Consider the following 15827-nt stretch of genomic DNA (forward strand, 5'->3'; position numbering starts at 1 on the left):
CATTCTAAGCATACATTATTTAACCGCTAATATACTTGATTTTAATAAGTAAAGAATACTTATTAGGGGTGGGGAATTGACTCGTCGAATACGTGACTACAAATTTGAAGAACTATTAGAGAGAGCATACTCTAAATTGCCGGCGAGAACAGTATCTAAGGAGACATTCGAGGTTCCTAGGGCTGAAGTAATGTTTGTTGGAGGGAAAACTCTAATACTCAACTTTAAGCAAATAACAGACGTTATCAATAGGGATCCAAAGATCTTGCAGAGATATTTTGTCAAAGAATTGGGAGTTCCAGCGTATATGAATGAATCAGGTCAATTGATATTGCAAGGTAGATTTAGCTCGCACGTTATTAATAGGTTGATAGACTTATTTGTTAAAAAATACGTTATTTGCCCAACATGTGGTAGTAGATTCACTAAATTAATAAAGAAAGGAAAAGTTTTCATACTTAAATGTGAAGCATGTGGTGCAGAGACCACTCTAGAAGCGTTTTGAAGGTATCTAATTTTCTGCTCATATTTTATCTTTAATAAGGTGTTAAATAGAATTTATTTTCTAGAAAGAATATGATCATGGTTTGATAGTATCATGAAGTACAGTATGAAAACAGATATGGTATATGTAAAAATACATAGGTATGGTGAAGAAGTAGTTGTTGCTATATGTGATGAAAAATTACTTGGTAAAAAACTTGTTGATAAAGAGAAAGGTATAGAACTATATGTTGATCCATATTTTTACAAGGGAGAACTTATGAGTTTGAATAAGGCTTTCAAGATTCTCGGAAAGGCTACTATAGCTAATCTTGTAGGTATAAATATTGTTGAAAAAGCTGTTAAGGAAGGATTTATTCATCCAGATGCTATTTTATGGATAAATAATATCCCTCATGCGCAATATGTTGTATATCATTAGTTAGGATCAAAGGTTGATAATTATGTATAAATACTGTGTACGTTGTGGAAGAAGAGTTTCAGAGGATGAACCATTAATAAACGGGTACTGTATTGATTGTTATCTCAAATATAAAGGAATATTTGTGACAAAGCCTGTTTTAAACATAACAATATGTCCTAGATGCGGTTCATGGATGTATAGAGGTGAATGGAGAGATCCTTTGCCGTTAAGGGAGATTATTAGGAGAATACTGATTAGCGAAGCATATAGATTCATAGATCGTCAACATGTTAACTTATTAGATGCTACCATATTATCGGAGCCGTACAAAATAAATGAATCACAATATGCTGTTAAAGCCTTATTACATGTAGTGATAGAGGAATATTATCCGTTGAACTTAGAGAAAGAAATAGTTCTAAATATTAATAGAAAAGTATGTCCCAAATGTTTAGCATATGCAGGAAAATCTCATCGAGCACTAGTACAAATTAGAAGTGTAAATGGATCATTTAGTCGCGAAGAAGAAAAAATAATAAATAAAGCAATAAGTGATCCCGGTGTTGCGGGAGATATTGTTGAAATAAAGAAGAATAAATATGGCTTGGATGTTAAGCTTTTAACGAGTGTAGCTGCCAAGAGATTATCTACTATCTTAAGTAGACTAACGGGTGCTAAAATTATTGAATCATTTAAGCCTGTACGGTACAATCCTGATAAAGGGCGTTGGTCTGGGATAACAACTTTATCTGTTCGTTTACCCTCAATTAAGAAGGGTGATCTAGTAGAGTTTGAGGGAAGGCCTGGTGTTGTTAGAGATATAAGTCCACATGGAATAAAGATTGAGTTCTTAGATGATGGAAGAACTGAGAATATAAAGTTTGAAAAATATTGGAGCGGAGACCTGAAGAAAGCTGAGAATCTAGTATATAGTGAAACATATAGTGTGATTGCAGAAGATAAAACTACTATTTACCTATTAGATGAGGAGACAGGTAATATAATAGATTATCCTAGAACAAAAACTTTAGCTAACATATCTGTAGGCGATAAAGTCCGAGCTGTTAGAGTAAGAGATAAAGTCTACATGATTAAGAATAGTGAATTAGGTGGTAATAATGCCTAAGAAGAAAAGAAAAAGATACGAAGAAACAAGCAAGGAGCCTCCTCTACCGACTGAGGGAACAGTTATTTGCGGCATAATACGTCATCTAGGTGGTGATTATATGGTTGTTAAATGCATGGATGGCATGGATCGTAAAGTACGTATTCCTGGTAAAATGAGGAGAAGAGTATGGATGAATGAAGGAGACATAGTCCTCGTAGCTATATGGGATTTCTCTCCGGAAAGAGGTGAGGTCATACATAAGTATAGTAGAAGCGAAGTAACAAAGCTCGTGGAGAGAGGAGTAATTCCCAGAGAGTTCTTGGAAGCATTAAGTGAGTATATATGATCGATGAAGATTTCGAACCTATTATTAGGCGTGGGGATCTCAAGAGATATAAGGACAAAGATCTATTTGAAACGGTTGAGGAGGTTTTTGATACAAAAACCGTTATGACTATTCTATATCTTATGAGGAAAAGAATTATACGTAGAATGAATGGAGTCATAAGTGCTGGTAAAGAAGCACGCGTATATCTTGGTTTTGGATGGAAAAATGAGCCTTTAGCTGTAAAAATATATTTGACTAGTACAGCAGTCTTCAAAAAAGGAATGCTAAAATATATAATTGGAGATCCGAGATTTGAGGATTTTAAGCCGGGAGATACTAGAGATATAATATATGCATGGACACGTAAAGAGTTCCGCAACCTTAAAAGGATGTTTAATGTAGGAGTCAAAGTACCCAAGCCGATAGCATTTAAAAACAATATATTAGTAATGGAGTTTATGGGTGAAAATAATAAGAGATATCCACTACTCATAGAAGCCTATTCTCATCTAAGCATTAATGAACTCAGAAAGATATATGAGTATATACTAGAAGAGCTATTTAAGACTGTGTGTAAGGCGAACCTAGTTCACGGCGATCTATCGGAATATAATATAATGATTAAACCTGGACCAGATATAGTCATAATAGATGTTAGCCAGGCTGTACACATAGATCATCCTAACTCATTAGAATTTCTTATTAGAGATATTAATAATATAAACAGGTTCTTTAGAGAGAAAGTTGGATTAGATGAATTAGAAAATGTAGATGAGATATTAGAGGTGGTCAAAAAGTGTCTGAGGAGCAAAAGGGAAGATTAACTATGGGTGTTACAAGGCTTTATGAGAAGGTTCCACCTGATAGAATAGGTGTTTTAATAGGACATGAAGGCAAGATTAAGGAAGAGTTAATGCGTAGAACTAGGACGATCATAACGATAGATTCTACGACGGGAACAGTTATCATAGAGCCAGCATCTCCTACAACTACAGCATTAGAATTAATGAAGGCTAGAGATGTTGTTAGAGCAATCGCATATGGTTTTAGCCCTGAAAGAGCTTTTAGGCTACTTGATGAAGACCAGGTCTTGTTAGTTATCGATTTAAAACAATATGTGGGAGATAGACCTAATCATTTACAGAGAGTCAAAGGTAGAATCATTGGCGAAGGAGGAAAGGCACGCAGGATCATTGAGGAAATGACTGGAACATATATTTCAGTATATAAGAACTATGTTGCAATAATAGGTGATTTTGAATCAGCCAATATTGCAAAAACAGCTATTGAATTATTGATTGAGGGGAGAAGACATAGCACAGTATATAGGTATATTGAAAGAGAAACATTTCTCGAGAAAAGAAAGAAAATGAGACAGTTATGGAAAGAAAAAATATAATTTTCCCCTCCCATGCGGGCCTTATCTACATCTATAAATATTCAGCAATTATTACCCGGGTTCATTCTTCATCGGGGCATGTAAAGCCAATTATATATTTATTTTGAAAATGCCTAATAATATTTGGGAAGCATTTTCATTTATATGTGTGGAGGGAAAAAATTGCCAATAATTAGTAGTACAAAAGTTTTTGATAGTTCACTTAAAATAGAAGATGTAATTAAATTATTGACTGATATTGAGGAGTTAATAAAAAGCATTAAAGATGCTAGGATTATTGAAAAAACACAGAAGGGATATGTTGTTGAGTTTATTTTTAGAAGCTTTTTCAGGACAATAAGGGAAAAATTAATTGTTAATTCTAGGAGAACTTCTGAAAGATCAGTTGTAATTTCTGCAATAGGCGAGACACTAGACATTAATATATCTATAAGACTGGCGGAGATGTTTCCATATACTCGAATAGAAATAGTTACAACTTGTAGATCAGATATTGAAAAGCTTTGCAGGAAACTTGTGAAATTTGTCGAAGACTCTATTGTGAACTATATTAGAACTATGAGAAAGGTTGGAGTTAAGAAAGAAGCATTAGTAAAAGAAACTGTTCCTACAGAGAAAGAGGAAGCCCCGTCTAAACCAGCTGTTGCTGAGATAGAGGCGAGGAGAGTAGAGGAAGGCAGGCCTACTACGTATATCTCACAAGACATTATAACAAAATTAACGGATCCAATATACTTGGCCAATATTTTATTAAAAGCAAGACTCATTAAAAGGATCATAACAAGAGTACCCAGTAACGTCGAAGAATTCAGAAAAACAATAATAGAACCCATACTTGAACAAGCTAAGAACTATAAGTTGGTCCTAATAAGTATGAGAGCAAACAACACTGAAATATATGTTTCATTAACACCTGACGGGAAAATTATCGCAACGTATGGTGTAATTAAAAGAGTCAGAGAAATCAAAGGCGGAGAAGAAATGTTACCTGTCCTACTAGGAGTAGCAAAAGATAGAGAAGCAAAAATAAGAGTATGGGGCGTAACCGAGCTGGGGGTTCAGCTTACGTAGGTCTTGATAGAACTGCGTAGGCTTTGGTGTGCATTAACTTCAGCTTTCTCAGGGTTCATTGGAGCATATCATTGGTCTTTCACTCTTTCAAGGCAACCCAGCTCCTTCTCAGGATTGGAAGGACAAGATCATCCCAGACCCTCATCGAAGGAAAAATCCCCACATCCTTAGATATAGGTTTATCCCACTAATACCCATGAACGCCTACTAGATACTTTACAGTTACGGCAGGCATAGGTCAGATCACAAAAACGCTTATATCACAGTATACAATAACCCATATATTGATGACTGTTGGTGGGCCCGTAGCTCAGCCAGGTAGAGCGGCGGACACCCCCTCTTAAACTCTATAATGGGGGGTGGTCGAAGCTCCAGATCACTGCTATGGGTCATATGACCTCCCAATGGGGAGGAATGAATTAGATCTGGAGGGAGTGACCCGTAGGTCGGGGGTTCAAATCCCCCCGGGCCCACCATGATCTCTGTTTGTATAAGAGGTTTTTCGTAAAAGTTTTAATAATCCATATTTTAGGCCATTCGCTCATTTGGACATTACAGTTATTTGGGAAGCTTTGGAAACCATTATTGTTTGGAATTATCTCTGTCTGCTTAGAGTTCACTTTATAAACCCATATGCACTCTATGATATACATGGTTTGGGAAACGCGGATGAAGGGCTCTGTGTAGAGCCTCGATCCAAGAGCGGTATTCGGTACAAACGCTATTGTATAGGAATTGAGAACAATATTTGGGCCCGTCGTCTAGCCTGGTTAGGACGCCGCCCTGACGTGTCTGGGTAGGCTTAGAAAGGCGGAGGTCCGGGGTTCAAATCCCCGCGGGCCCACTATTAATAAATAATTCGATCTAGTAGCTAAGTGTTCAAAAAATAATTATTTAGATTCTTTTTGTTTAATCATCTCTGCATATTTTTCTGGCGGAAGTAATGATTCATATTCTTTAGGATCTTGTGGTTTTATTTTAGCTATCCATCCTTCACCATACGGGTCTATATTTAGTAATTCAGGTTCTTCTAATAATCTCTCGTTTACCTCTACTATTTCTCCGGATACTGGAGCATAGTACTCACTTGTCGCTTTTACTGATTCAATAACGCCTAGTTCTTCACCTTTTCTAATGTTTCTACCTGTTTCAGGTAGTTCAATGCCAACTATATCTTTCAATTCTTTCTGCGCATAATCAGCGATGCCCATAACAACTATTCCATTTTCTATTTTAGCCCATTCGTCCGTTTCAGTATATTTTCTATCTGTCTTTACAATGTATTTCTTCCTACCTACTTCAACAATTATCTCATCAGGCATGTTTACACCCAATGAATTGTTTTAGATGATGTTATAAAAATATTAGTTAGACTTCTCCATGTAACATTATTTTTAATAGTTTGGTTTCTTCCTCGCCACTTATTTTAAACCCATAATGTATTTCTAGAAAGTTCTTTCTAAACTCTATTACCTTATTTCTTATCTCCTTAGGATCCCTCTTATCTATAACTACTAATCGCATGAACTCAGCTATAGTTTTCATATCTTCTTCCTTCATACCCCACCTAGTTACTTCTTGAACTCCTAGACGAATACCACTTGGGTTCTTAATATCTTCTGGTTTATCCCATGGTAGCATGTTCTTGTTCACAATAATATTTGCCTCCTCCAATAATTTTGCGTTCTTGGCTCCGCCACCGTGTTCTCTAACATCAATTATTACTTGGTGGCTCTCAGTATATCCCTTGTTTTCACCTATAACTTTGAAGCCGTTTTCTGCAAGAGCTTCTGCAAACGCTTTTGCATTCTTAACGATTTGTTCAGCGTATTGTCTACCGAAATACTTCATTTCTAAACCTGTTACTGCAAGTGCTGCTAATCTATGTAGATGATGATTTGAAACGAACACTGGGAATACAATTTTTGAAACTTTTTTATAGTCGTCTTTTGTAACGGTTGCTATTAGTCCTCCTTGTGGTCCAGGGAATGTTTTATGTGTCGATGAAGTCAGTATATCTGCTCCTTGTTTCAAGGGGTTCTCCCAGACTTTTCCGGTAATGAGTCCGAGAACATGTGCTACATCATACATGAGTTTTGCTCCTACACTATGTGCAGCTTCAGCTATTTCTTTGACTGGATGGGGAAATATGTATAGGCTTCCTCCAAGTATAACTATTTTTGGTTTAACTTTTTCAATCACTTTCTTAGCTCCGTCAACATCTATGTTCCACTCCTCTATATTGAATGGCATTTCTACTTGTTCTATACCGAGTCCTCCAAGTGTTCCGTATCGTGTATGGCTTACATGTGCACCTGCCTGGACAGGGACTACAACAGCTTTATCTCCATGTTCTGCAAAAGCTTTGAATACTGTTGCATTCGCTATTGTTCCACTAATAGGTCTTAGCTCAACATAGTCTGTTTCGAGTAGTTCACCAATTATTCTTTGTGCCTTAACCTCTAATTCATCAACAAATTTTAATCCTTGATAGAATCTCTTAAACGGTTTCCCCTCCGCATATCTATGCATCATATCATTGAGGTAGAGAAGCATTGCCAGAGGGCTCATAACGTTCTCGCTAGCTATGAGATTAATGCATTCTTTCTTCCTCCATATTGTATGGTTAACTGTTAATTCATATATTTCCTTGAGCTCAGGATATTTCTTAGTAATATCTATAACCATGATATGAACACCTCAATATACTATATACCGACACAGATATATAATCTAGAATCATGGGTGAAAATATTTTGATTAAAACTATTCGAATAGGTTTTATAGTGAATCCGATTGCGGGAATGGGTGGGAGAGTAGGGTTAAAGGGTACTGATGGAGAAGCATACTATGAAGCTCTGAGAAGAGGGGCTAAACCAGTATCTCCAATTAGAGCTCTCGAATTCCTTAACAGCATAAGAACGAGAAATATACAAATAATTACTGCCCCTAAAGTTATGGGGGAGGATATAGTTAGAAAATCTAGACTTAGAGATAAATTGTTCAAGATAATAAATAGCATTAACCAACCAACTACACCGGAAGATACCCGTAGAATAGCGAGGCAAATGATCGAAGATATTGATATACTAGTGTTTGTAGGTGGTGATGGAACTGCTAGAGATATTCTTGAAGCAGTTGATAAAAAAGTACCAGTGCTAGGTGTTCCGGCAGGTGTTAAAATGTATAGTGCTGTTTTCGCTACAACACCGCGGGATGCTGCAATAGTTATTGAGGATTTTGTGAAGGGGAATGTAGAGATAGTTGAGAGAGAAGTTCTCGACATAGATGAGGAGGCATTTAGAAGAGATAAACTTGTAGTTAAGCTCTATGGCTACTTATTGGTTCCCGTATCTTCGGGAAGGATTCAGTCAAGTAAGACTATTTACCAAGATTTTTCCGAGGAAGAAAATAAAATAGCTATTGCTAGATACGTAATTGAACATATGGATAAAGATACTATATATATTCTCGGTCCTGGCTCAACCGTTAAGACGATCAATAAGTTACTAGGTATCGATGGAACAATACTGGGAGTCGATGTTATATATAGAGGAAAACTGATCGCGAAAGATGTTGGAGAAAGAGAACTATTAGATATTATTAACAAATATAATAAGGCAATGATAATAGTCTCGCCTATAGGTGGTCAGGGCTTCGTGTTTGGTAGGGGAAACCAACAAATATCTCCTGAGATCATTAGGCGTGTAGGTAGAGAAAATATACTAATAGTTTCTACGTGGAGAAAAATCAATTCGGTCAAGGTATTAAGGGTAGATACAGGTGATTATGAAGTTGATGCTATGCTTAAGGGGTATTGGAAAGTTCTTGTTGATTATAATAGATTTGTTGTTAAAAAAGTAGTTTGACTATTTATTTATGAATGGAAAATCAACGATTTTACCCTCGTAAAACCTGTTTCTCATCATGATCTTAACAGGTAGATCTTCGATAGCATACCTAACATCAATATATGCTTGAGCTATTCCTCTTCTCAAAATAGGAGAGTATGTTCCACTAGTGACCCAGCCTACCACTTGATCCTCTACATAGACAGGAGTATGTTCTCGAGGAATTATCCTTGCATTCTTCTTACTCATTTTTATCCCCATTCTAATCCACCTCACTCCTTCTCTTAAGTATGCTCGTAAAGCTTCTTCTCCAACATATCCCTTCTTACTCCACGTAATAGCTCCTAGCCCGTATCTTAAACTAATTACACATGGGTACTTGGTTGGGTCCTCTCCGTATTCATGATCGCCTAGAACAAAACCCATTTCCATTCTTAAAGTATCTCTTGCAATTATGCCTGCTGGTTTAACCCCTTCTTTGACAAGAATATCTAATAGTTTAGCAATACTGCTATGTTCTCCCCAGATCTCAAATCCATCTTCTCCTGTCCAACCACTCCTACTAACGAGGAATAATTTGATATCATTGAGCTTGATATTGGTTATAAATTGCAGAGGTTTGAGATCAGCTGCTTCTTTTAATCCTATTTTTTCCATTATATTGGGTGATTTAGGTCCTTGTACAGCGATCATCGAGTACTTATGTGTTAAATCTTCTATTACTACTTTGTATTGATGACTATCTATTATGCTTTTTAGATATGACAACATTTTCTCTCTAACTAAGGCATTGGGTACTAGTAGCCACTCCTCATCACTAATCTTGTAGAGCATTTCATCATCTTTTACTCTAGCCCATTGATTAAGAGCGAGAGTCGGTCCACTCATCCATCCAGGCTTTACTTTCGAAAGATCCTTGGTATAAATATATTGTATTAGCTCGAATACATCGGGTCCTCTCAGCCTTACTCTGCCCATATGGCTTACATCAAAGACTCCAACATCGCTCCTAACGGCTAAGTGTTCTTCAATAGTGCTTGTATAACGCATTGGTACCTCCCAGTCACCGAAAAAACCTGGTTCTGCACCCAGTTTTTCCACGTGATAATTTAGAAGCGGGATCTTTGCCAATATTTTCACCCAGTCTACTTTACAAGTCAAATCTATTAATGAAGTATTTAATAAAAAGATATGACAATGCTTCGAAGGTGTTTGGAAATATGGATTCTCATCCATGGATCCCTAATAGTACTAGGGAGATCAGAGAAAAAATGCTGGAGAAAATAGGTGTTAAAAACATTGATGAGTTCTTCAATGATATACCTCGAAATATCAGGATTAGCAAGGAGGAATGGGATAATTTAGAAATTGGATTAAAGAAGCCTATCTCAGAAATTACAGCAAGGAGAATTATCGAAGAAAAACTATCTATGAATAAGGTATTTGTTCCCCTACTCTTTCTAGGAGGCGGTGCTTATCCACACTATGTGCCATCGGTGATAAAATACTTGATTTCACGAGGAGAATTCTTAACCTCTTATACACCTTATCAACCCGAGATCTCACAGGGAATTCTTCAAGCATTATTCGAATACCAGAGCTTAATGGCTGAACTATTAGATATGGATGTAGTTAATTCCTCCATGTACGATTGGGCTTCTGCACTAGCTGAAGCCTTACTTATGAGTCTTAGAGTTAAGAAAAATAAGAAAAAAATATTGCTACCATCAAACATGAACCCTATTCATAAAAGAGTTGTAAATACCTATCTCTCTCCTCATAATGTTAGAATTGAATATGTGAATTACAATCATGATACAGGACTCATAGACTTGGAAGATCTTAAAAATAAAATTGATAACGACACAGCAGCAGTATATGTTCAATCACCAAACTTCTTCGGATACATAGAGGAAAATGCAAAAGAAATAGGAGAAATAGTTCATGATATAGATTCCCTGTTTATCATGGGTATAGATCCAATATCTCTAGGGTTGATTAAACCTCCCGGCGAATTAGGCGCAGATATAGCTGTTGGTGAAGGCCAACCATTAGGTTTAGGCTTAAACTATGGAGGCCCGTATCTGGGAATATTTGCTACACGGATGGATATGAAACTTGTAAGACAAATGCCGGGAAGAATAATAGGATTAACAAGATCTGTTGATGGATCAAGAGCTTTCACGATGATATTGCAGACTCGTGAACAACATATTCGTAGAGCCAAGGCAACATCTAATATATGTACAAATGAAGCATTATCAGCTATAGCTGCAGCAATATACTTGGCATTACTAGGTAAGAGTGGAATACGTAAACTAGCCGAACTAATATATTATCGATCACATTATGCTCAGGCTAGACTTAGAGAAATAGGATTGAACACCGATATATTCAAATCCGATTTCTTCAAAGAATTCCCAATAAACTTCGACAATATAGGAGTAAAGTATAGGTATGTTCATGAAAAACTACTTGAAAACAATATTCACGGAGGACTATACATAGGTAACTGGTTCCCGGAACTCGGAGAGACAGCACTATATGCTTTCACAGAGATACATACAAAAAACGATATAGATCTCCTTGTTGAAAAACTAGCTGATATAATAAATGAGTTGAAAAGGTGAGAATAATGTTTAGACAATCTAGATGGGATGAACCCTTAATATTCGAACTTGGAAACAAGGGTAGAAAAGGCTTCATTGTTCCCGAGCCCGAGGAAGAAGTTAAGAGAAAAGTGGGCGGGATAAGAATACCAGAGAAAATTTTACGTAAGAAACCGCCTAATCTCCCCGAAGTAAGTGAAGTAGAAGTGATACGTCATTATACTAGGCTTACGGAAATGAGTTATGGAGTAGACAATGGACCAGTACCTCTCGGATCATGCACTATGAAATATAATCCCAGAATTGCTTGGGAAATAAGCAATGATTATAGGATAAATATGCTTCACCCATTACAAGATGAGAGGACAATTCAAGGACTACTCGAGATATTATATGAGCTTCAGAAATGGCTTGCAAACATTACTGGAATGGATTATTGCTCACTACACCCAGCTGCCGGGGCTCACGGAGAATTCTCTGGTATACTGATTATTAGGAAATACCATGAATTAAAGAAACAACTAGATCGAAAAAGTGAAATCATAATACCTGATTCCGCTCATGGAACAAATCCTGCGAGTGCTTCAATGGGCGGGTTCAAAGTTGTAGAGGTGCCGTCTGGAGAAGATGGTAATATAGATATGGAAGCTTTAAAGAGCGTTGTTGGTGAATCAACGGCTGGCCTAATGATTACTAATCCAAGCACTCTCGGATTATTTGAGGAAAATGTAGTTGAGATATCTAAGATTATTCATGGAGTAGATGGACTACTATACTATGATGGAGCGAATCTTAATGGAATAATGGGTTATACTAGGCCCGGTGATATGGGATTCGATATTGCACATATAAATATTCATAAAACATTTGGCGCTCCTCATGGTGGAGGAGGGCCGGGAGCGGGACCAGTATGTGTTAAGGATAAATTAATTGATGAAGAAAGAAATATTTGGCTGAGAGATCTATTGCCAGGTTATAGAGTTGTTTATGATGAAAAAACTGGATTATATAAGCTGGTTAATAATGAGAAATACAGTATTGGTTTGTTGAAGGCGTTCTTCGGTAACATAGTTCCCCTAATATGGGGATATACATATATATTAATGCTCGGCTCTAAAGGGCTAAGAACAGTTACCGAACAAGCGGTTCTAAACACCAACTACTTCATTTCACTAGTTAAGGACATAAGAGGATACGATATACCTTATGGAAAAGATAGATATCGTAAACACGAAGTCGTGTTAAGCGCTAAACCACTATATGATGATACGGGAGTTTCAGCTGAAGATGTCGCTAAAGGATTGCTTGACGCAGGATTCTATGCGCCCACAATATATTTCCCATTAATTGTTCATGAAGCATTAATGACCGAGTTTACAGAATCAGAAACCATTGAGTACATCGAGAAATATGCTGAAAGATTACAAGAAATAAGCACTATAGCATATAGTGATCCGGAAAAAGCTAAAGAGTGGCCGCTTAATACAAGTGTTAGAAGAGTAGATAATGTAAGAGCTAATCATCCCAAAACCCTTGCCCCAACATGGAGGATTTATATGGAGAAAGTTTGTAGAAAGTATAGTGAATGCTAGCATTGGTGAGAATTAGTAATGTATGATGTTGTAGTAGTAGGTGCTGGAGTAGGAGGTTATCCAGCAGCTATATATCTTGCTAGACATGGTTTGAAAGTTGCTGTGATTGAGGAACATTTACTGGGAGGCGAATGTACAAATTATGGATGTGTCCCGAGTAAAGCTCTATATAATATTGCTGAAGCATTTCGAACTATAGAGAAAGTAGGTGGAAATGCAAATATAGATTGGAATAACTTATCTAGATGGGTATCATCAGTTGTTAAGGAAACACGTAATGGAATAGAATATCTCTTAGAAAGCTACGGTGTTGATATAATAAATTCTAAGGCTGTTCTAAAAAAAGATACTGCGATCAAAATAGGTAATGATATCATTTCTCCTAAGAACATTATACTCGCTCTCGGAACAGATCCTAAACCGCTTCCAAACGTGAATTTTGACGGTAAATATTTGCTGAGTAATAGAGAGGTATTCTATATGGAAGAAAAACCCGAAAAAATATTAATTATTGGTGGCGGAGTTATCGGTGTTGAGGCCGCATACACTTTTTCACAGTTGGGTATAGATGTTACTATTGTTGAAGCAATGCCTAACATACTTCCTTTCCTCGACAAAGACATAAGTTTAACTATGAAAAGATTTCTCAGAGAGAAAAACGTTAAGATCTATGAGAATACTTTTGTCGAAAAAATAACTATTGAAAACAATAAGGTAAAAGCTAAACTATCAAACAATAACCTCATTGAAACCGACAAAATCCTAGTAGCTATTGGTAGGAAACCTAAAACTACAAATATAGGTCTAGAAACTGTACGTGTAGAAACAACTCAAAAAGGCTTTATCAAAGTTAATGAGAAGTATCAAACAACTAATCCCAGAATATATGCTGTAGGAGATGTTATTGGTGAACCATTACTGGCTCATAAAGCAATTCTAGAAAGTATTGCGGCAGCAAGAAATATTTTGGGGGAAGAATCCTTTTCTTTAAGTTACCACTTAGTACCACAGACAATTTTCAGTGGTTTAGAAATTGCTTGGATAGGATATACAGAGAGAGAACTCAGAGAAAAAGGAATAAAGTATCGTAGGATTAGGATGCCAGTATCTCATTTATCAGCGGTTAGAATAAAGGATAGCAAGTATTCTTATGTAAAGATCCTAATGGATGAAAACAATGTTCCATACGGTATATTTGTTGTTTCCCCATTAGCCTCTGAAGTAATATCATCGTTTATACCTTTCATCATGAACAAGATAAGGTTAGAGAAAGCATGGAGAATACCTTATCCACATTTGACAGTATCTGAAACTGTTAGAGAAATTAGCGAATATATTTTGGGCGAACCAATACATTTGTATCTTAAAAAATAATTTTTCACCTCAGATAAATAATTACTAAATCATCTTCGTTAAGGCTTTTATCGAATTTAAAGGATACTATTCCACTGTAATTGTTTAAGTGTATACGGTTTCTTCCGGAGTTAATACTGATTTTTTCATTATGTGTTAGCATTGGTGGTAGAGTAAACATGTATTCATTAATTGTTAATTGATTTTCTTTCTTCGTTATTATTATTAGCTCTGGATATCTATAGCCGGTTAACGGTATTCCTCCAAATACTTTATCTTTTATCATCCATCCTGGAACCACTATAGTGACTGAAGGAGGAGAATTGTTTATGATGCTTGTGTTTAGTACTGTGAATCCTCTTATACCTTGATCATATGGTGAAGCATCATATCTATATGTGTTCGCCATAGTATTATGTGCTAACAATATCTGATCTCCGATTACTTCTACACTAGTTATTCTTGCACCGAAAGCCCCAATTATTTTTACTAGGGGAGGAGCGATATATAGGAGAAGTGTTGGCGATATAATAGTATTTGTTGCTTTCTTAGCTTTTTCCTCGAACTCATTTGTAGGATTGATTACTGAGTGTACAAACATATTATATGGAACGATTACTCCGCCTCCAAATATTTTAGCGTTTGCTCTTGCGGGTCCAAGCTGTGAATATGGAATATCAAGTAATCTAACAAAGTATTTTTCGCCGAGCACTGGGTTATAGACTAATACGCCACCTTTCATAAACGCAAATACTCTACCATATAGTGAAGATACTGGGCCTACAAGAGGATAAAGAACATCTCCATCGTCAATAGTATATTTGCCCGGATCGAATTTATCAATAAGAGTTTTTCTCTCTATTAAATCAACACACTCTATGCCGTTAAAGCTTTTTGGGAAATAATGTATTGAAAAGCATGCATAATCTAAGTTTATAGCCCCCTTTAGTGCGGGTTCATCCAGAATTTTTCTTGTTTTTCCACTTGAAGGATCAAGTTCGTATACTCCTAGGTTTGTGTGGCCGTCAGCTCTTGCTAGTAATAATTTCTGCTCATAAGGATCATATATTATCTCCGATATTTCTCCAACCCATTTCTCTGGATCATGCATGCTTTCCTTCCATATAAGTGAGACTTCATTATTACTTATATCGTATTTGTGGACGTGGCTATACTTATTGCGGAAATCAATAGTGGCTCCTTTACTAGTTCGTCCTCTATAAATAGCTGGTGCATGAACCCATCCACCAAAATAGATTGAATCATCTATAGCATATACAGCATTATATGTGTCTCCGCCTGATACTGGTTTAAAACCTAGTTTTTCGAACTCATATATTTTCCTTATTCCACCACGATCTATGAAATAACCTTGGGCTTCAAAAGCTAACATATAATATAGGACTCCCTTATGATATTTCAGTCCGAATATGCCTCCACTACCCCATTCTGGACCATAATTTGGAGGGTATTCACCAAGATAATCAATAATATGAGTCAACAATGATACACCTACTCGTTTATTTTTCCACACATGTTTTATATATGGCTAGAATAATAATTTATTCCGAACAAACCAAGTATAGGTCAGGATATAATTGTTTATGAG

15 protein-coding genes and 2 tRNA genes are annotated in these 15827 nt (G+C 36.4%); 13 read left to right on the forward strand and 4 right to left on the reverse strand.

Annotated elements, in window-relative coordinates; genetic code table 11:
* The first annotated feature begins 76 nt into the window (after positions 1 to 76).
* From SMAR_RS05715 to SMAR_RS05750, 9 genes are all read left to right on the forward strand, one after another.
* A complete protein-coding gene (locus SMAR_RS05715) occupies positions 77 to 505 on the forward strand; it encodes a translation initiation factor IF-2 subunit beta (protein ID WP_011839389.1) in 429 nt (142 codons plus the stop codon).
* 93 nt (positions 506 to 598) lie between these two features.
* Positions 599 to 925 carry a DUF424 domain-containing protein gene (locus SMAR_RS05720; protein ID WP_011839390.1) on the forward strand — a complete coding sequence of 109 codons (327 nt, stop codon included), beginning with the start codon at positions 599 to 601 and terminating at the stop codon, positions 923 to 925.
* A 22-nt stretch (positions 926 to 947) separates the two neighbouring features.
* Complete coding sequence (locus tag SMAR_RS05725; protein ID WP_011839391.1) at positions 948 to 2033, forward strand: 60S ribosomal export protein NMD3; 1086 nt, start codon at positions 948 to 950, stop codon at positions 2031 to 2033.
* Positions 2026 to 2361, forward strand: a complete 336-nt coding sequence (locus SMAR_RS05730) for a translation initiation factor aIF-1A (protein ID WP_011839392.1) — start codon at positions 2026 to 2028, stop codon at positions 2359 to 2361. The genes SMAR_RS05725 and SMAR_RS05730 overlap by 8 nt, the downstream gene beginning before the upstream one ends.
* Positions 2358 to 3167, forward strand: a complete 810-nt coding sequence (locus SMAR_RS05735) for a serine protein kinase RIO (protein WP_011839393.1) — start codon at positions 2358 to 2360, stop codon at positions 3165 to 3167. Before SMAR_RS05730 ends, SMAR_RS05735 begins: the two co-directional genes overlap by 4 nt.
* On the forward strand, positions 3140 to 3742 hold the full coding sequence (locus SMAR_RS05740) for a KH domain-containing protein (protein ID WP_011839394.1): 603 nt from the start codon (positions 3140 to 3142) through the stop codon (positions 3740 to 3742). Before SMAR_RS05735 ends, SMAR_RS05740 begins: the two co-directional genes overlap by 28 nt.
* A gap of 162 nt (positions 3743 to 3904) precedes the next feature.
* Positions 3905 to 4813 (forward strand): hypothetical protein, encoded by a 909-nt coding sequence (locus SMAR_RS05745; RefSeq protein WP_011839395.1) that lies wholly within the window; start codon positions 3905 to 3907, stop codon positions 4811 to 4813.
* 299 nt (positions 4814 to 5112) lie between these two features.
* Positions 5113 to 5289, forward strand: a tRNA-Trp gene (locus SMAR_RS08570).
* Between the two features lie 274 nt (positions 5290 to 5563).
* Positions 5564 to 5657, forward strand: a tRNA-Val gene (locus SMAR_RS05750).
* Between the two features lie 46 nt (positions 5658 to 5703).
* On the opposite strand, the gene gcvH is transcribed toward SMAR_RS05750, so the two are convergent.
* A complete protein-coding gene (gene gcvH / locus SMAR_RS05755) occupies positions 5704 to 6135 on the reverse strand; it encodes a glycine cleavage system protein GcvH (RefSeq protein ID WP_011839396.1) in 432 nt (143 codons plus the stop codon).
* Positions 6136 to 6181: 46 nt separating this feature from the next.
* Entirely contained in the window at positions 6182 to 7501 is a 1320-nt protein-coding gene (glyA, locus tag SMAR_RS05760; protein WP_011839397.1) for a serine hydroxymethyltransferase, read from the reverse strand.
* Between the two features lie 68 nt (positions 7502 to 7569).
* Here glyA and SMAR_RS05765 point away from each other — a divergent pair, with 68 nt between their 5' ends.
* Positions 7570 to 8682 (forward strand): ATP-NAD kinase family protein, encoded by a 1113-nt coding sequence (locus tag SMAR_RS05765; RefSeq protein WP_011839398.1) that lies wholly within the window; start codon positions 7570 to 7572, stop codon positions 8680 to 8682.
* Here the strand turns inward: SMAR_RS05765 and gcvT are convergent, their stop codons facing one another.
* Entirely contained in the window at positions 8683 to 9795 is a 1113-nt protein-coding gene (gene gcvT / locus SMAR_RS05770; protein ID WP_011839399.1) for a glycine cleavage system aminomethyltransferase GcvT, read from the reverse strand.
* Between the two features lie 89 nt (positions 9796 to 9884).
* Between gcvT and gcvPA the strand changes: the two genes are divergently transcribed.
* The 3 genes from gcvPA to lpdA are packed head-to-tail and all read left to right on the forward strand — an operon-like array spanning position 9885 to position 14239.
* Complete coding sequence (gene gcvPA, locus SMAR_RS05775; RefSeq protein WP_011839400.1) at positions 9885 to 11294, forward strand: aminomethyl-transferring glycine dehydrogenase subunit GcvPA; 1410 nt, start codon at positions 9885 to 9887, stop codon at positions 11292 to 11294.
* 5 nt (positions 11295 to 11299) lie between these two features.
* Complete coding sequence (gene gcvPB / locus SMAR_RS05780) at positions 11300 to 12865, forward strand: aminomethyl-transferring glycine dehydrogenase subunit GcvPB (RefSeq protein ID WP_011839401.1); 1566 nt, start codon at positions 11300 to 11302, stop codon at positions 12863 to 12865.
* Positions 12866 to 12883: 18 nt separating this feature from the next.
* Positions 12884 to 14239 (forward strand): dihydrolipoyl dehydrogenase, encoded by a 1356-nt coding sequence (lpdA, locus tag SMAR_RS05785; protein ID WP_011839402.1) that lies wholly within the window; start codon positions 12884 to 12886, stop codon positions 14237 to 14239.
* Positions 14240 to 14243: 4 nt separating this feature from the next.
* On the opposite strand, the gene SMAR_RS05790 is transcribed toward lpdA, so the two are convergent.
* A complete protein-coding gene (locus SMAR_RS05790) occupies positions 14244 to 15719 on the reverse strand; it encodes a DUF2139 domain-containing protein (RefSeq protein ID WP_148676760.1) in 1476 nt (491 codons plus the stop codon).
* Positions 15720 to 15827 lie beyond the last annotated feature (108 nt).

Source organism: Staphylothermus marinus F1, assembly GCF_000015945.1.
Lineage (GTDB): Archaea > Thermoproteota > Thermoprotei_A > Sulfolobales > Desulfurococcaceae > Staphylothermus > Staphylothermus marinus.

What these genes read in the sequence shown, in the direction of transcription:
- SMAR_RS05720 (WP_011839390.1), top strand. Translation starts at nt 599, where the DNA reads ATGAAGTACAGTATGAAAACAGATATGGTATATGTAAAAATACATAGG.
- SMAR_RS05725 (WP_011839391.1), top strand. Translation starts at nt 948, where the DNA reads ATGTATAAATACTGTGTACGTTGTGGAAGAAGAGTTTCAGAGGATGAA.
- SMAR_RS05730 (WP_011839392.1), top strand. Translation starts at nt 2,026, where the DNA reads ATGCCTAAGAAGAAAAGAAAAAGATACGAAGAAACAAGCAAGGAGCCT.
- SMAR_RS05735 (WP_011839393.1), top strand. Translation starts at nt 2,358, where the DNA reads ATGATCGATGAAGATTTCGAACCTATTATTAGGCGTGGGGATCTCAAG.
- gcvH (WP_011839396.1), bottom strand. Translation starts at nt 6,135, where the DNA reads ATGCCTGATGAGATAATTGTTGAAGTAGGTAGGAAGAAATACATTGTA.
- glyA (WP_011839397.1), bottom strand. Translation starts at nt 7,501, where the DNA reads ATGGTTATAGATATTACTAAGAAATATCCTGAGCTCAAGGAAATATAT.
- gcvPA (WP_011839400.1), top strand. Translation starts at nt 9,885, where the DNA reads ATGGATTCTCATCCATGGATCCCTAATAGTACTAGGGAGATCAGAGAA.
- gcvPB (WP_011839401.1), top strand. Translation starts at nt 11,300, where the DNA reads ATGTTTAGACAATCTAGATGGGATGAACCCTTAATATTCGAACTTGGA.
- lpdA (WP_011839402.1), top strand. Translation starts at nt 12,884, where the DNA reads ATGTATGATGTTGTAGTAGTAGGTGCTGGAGTAGGAGGTTATCCAGCA.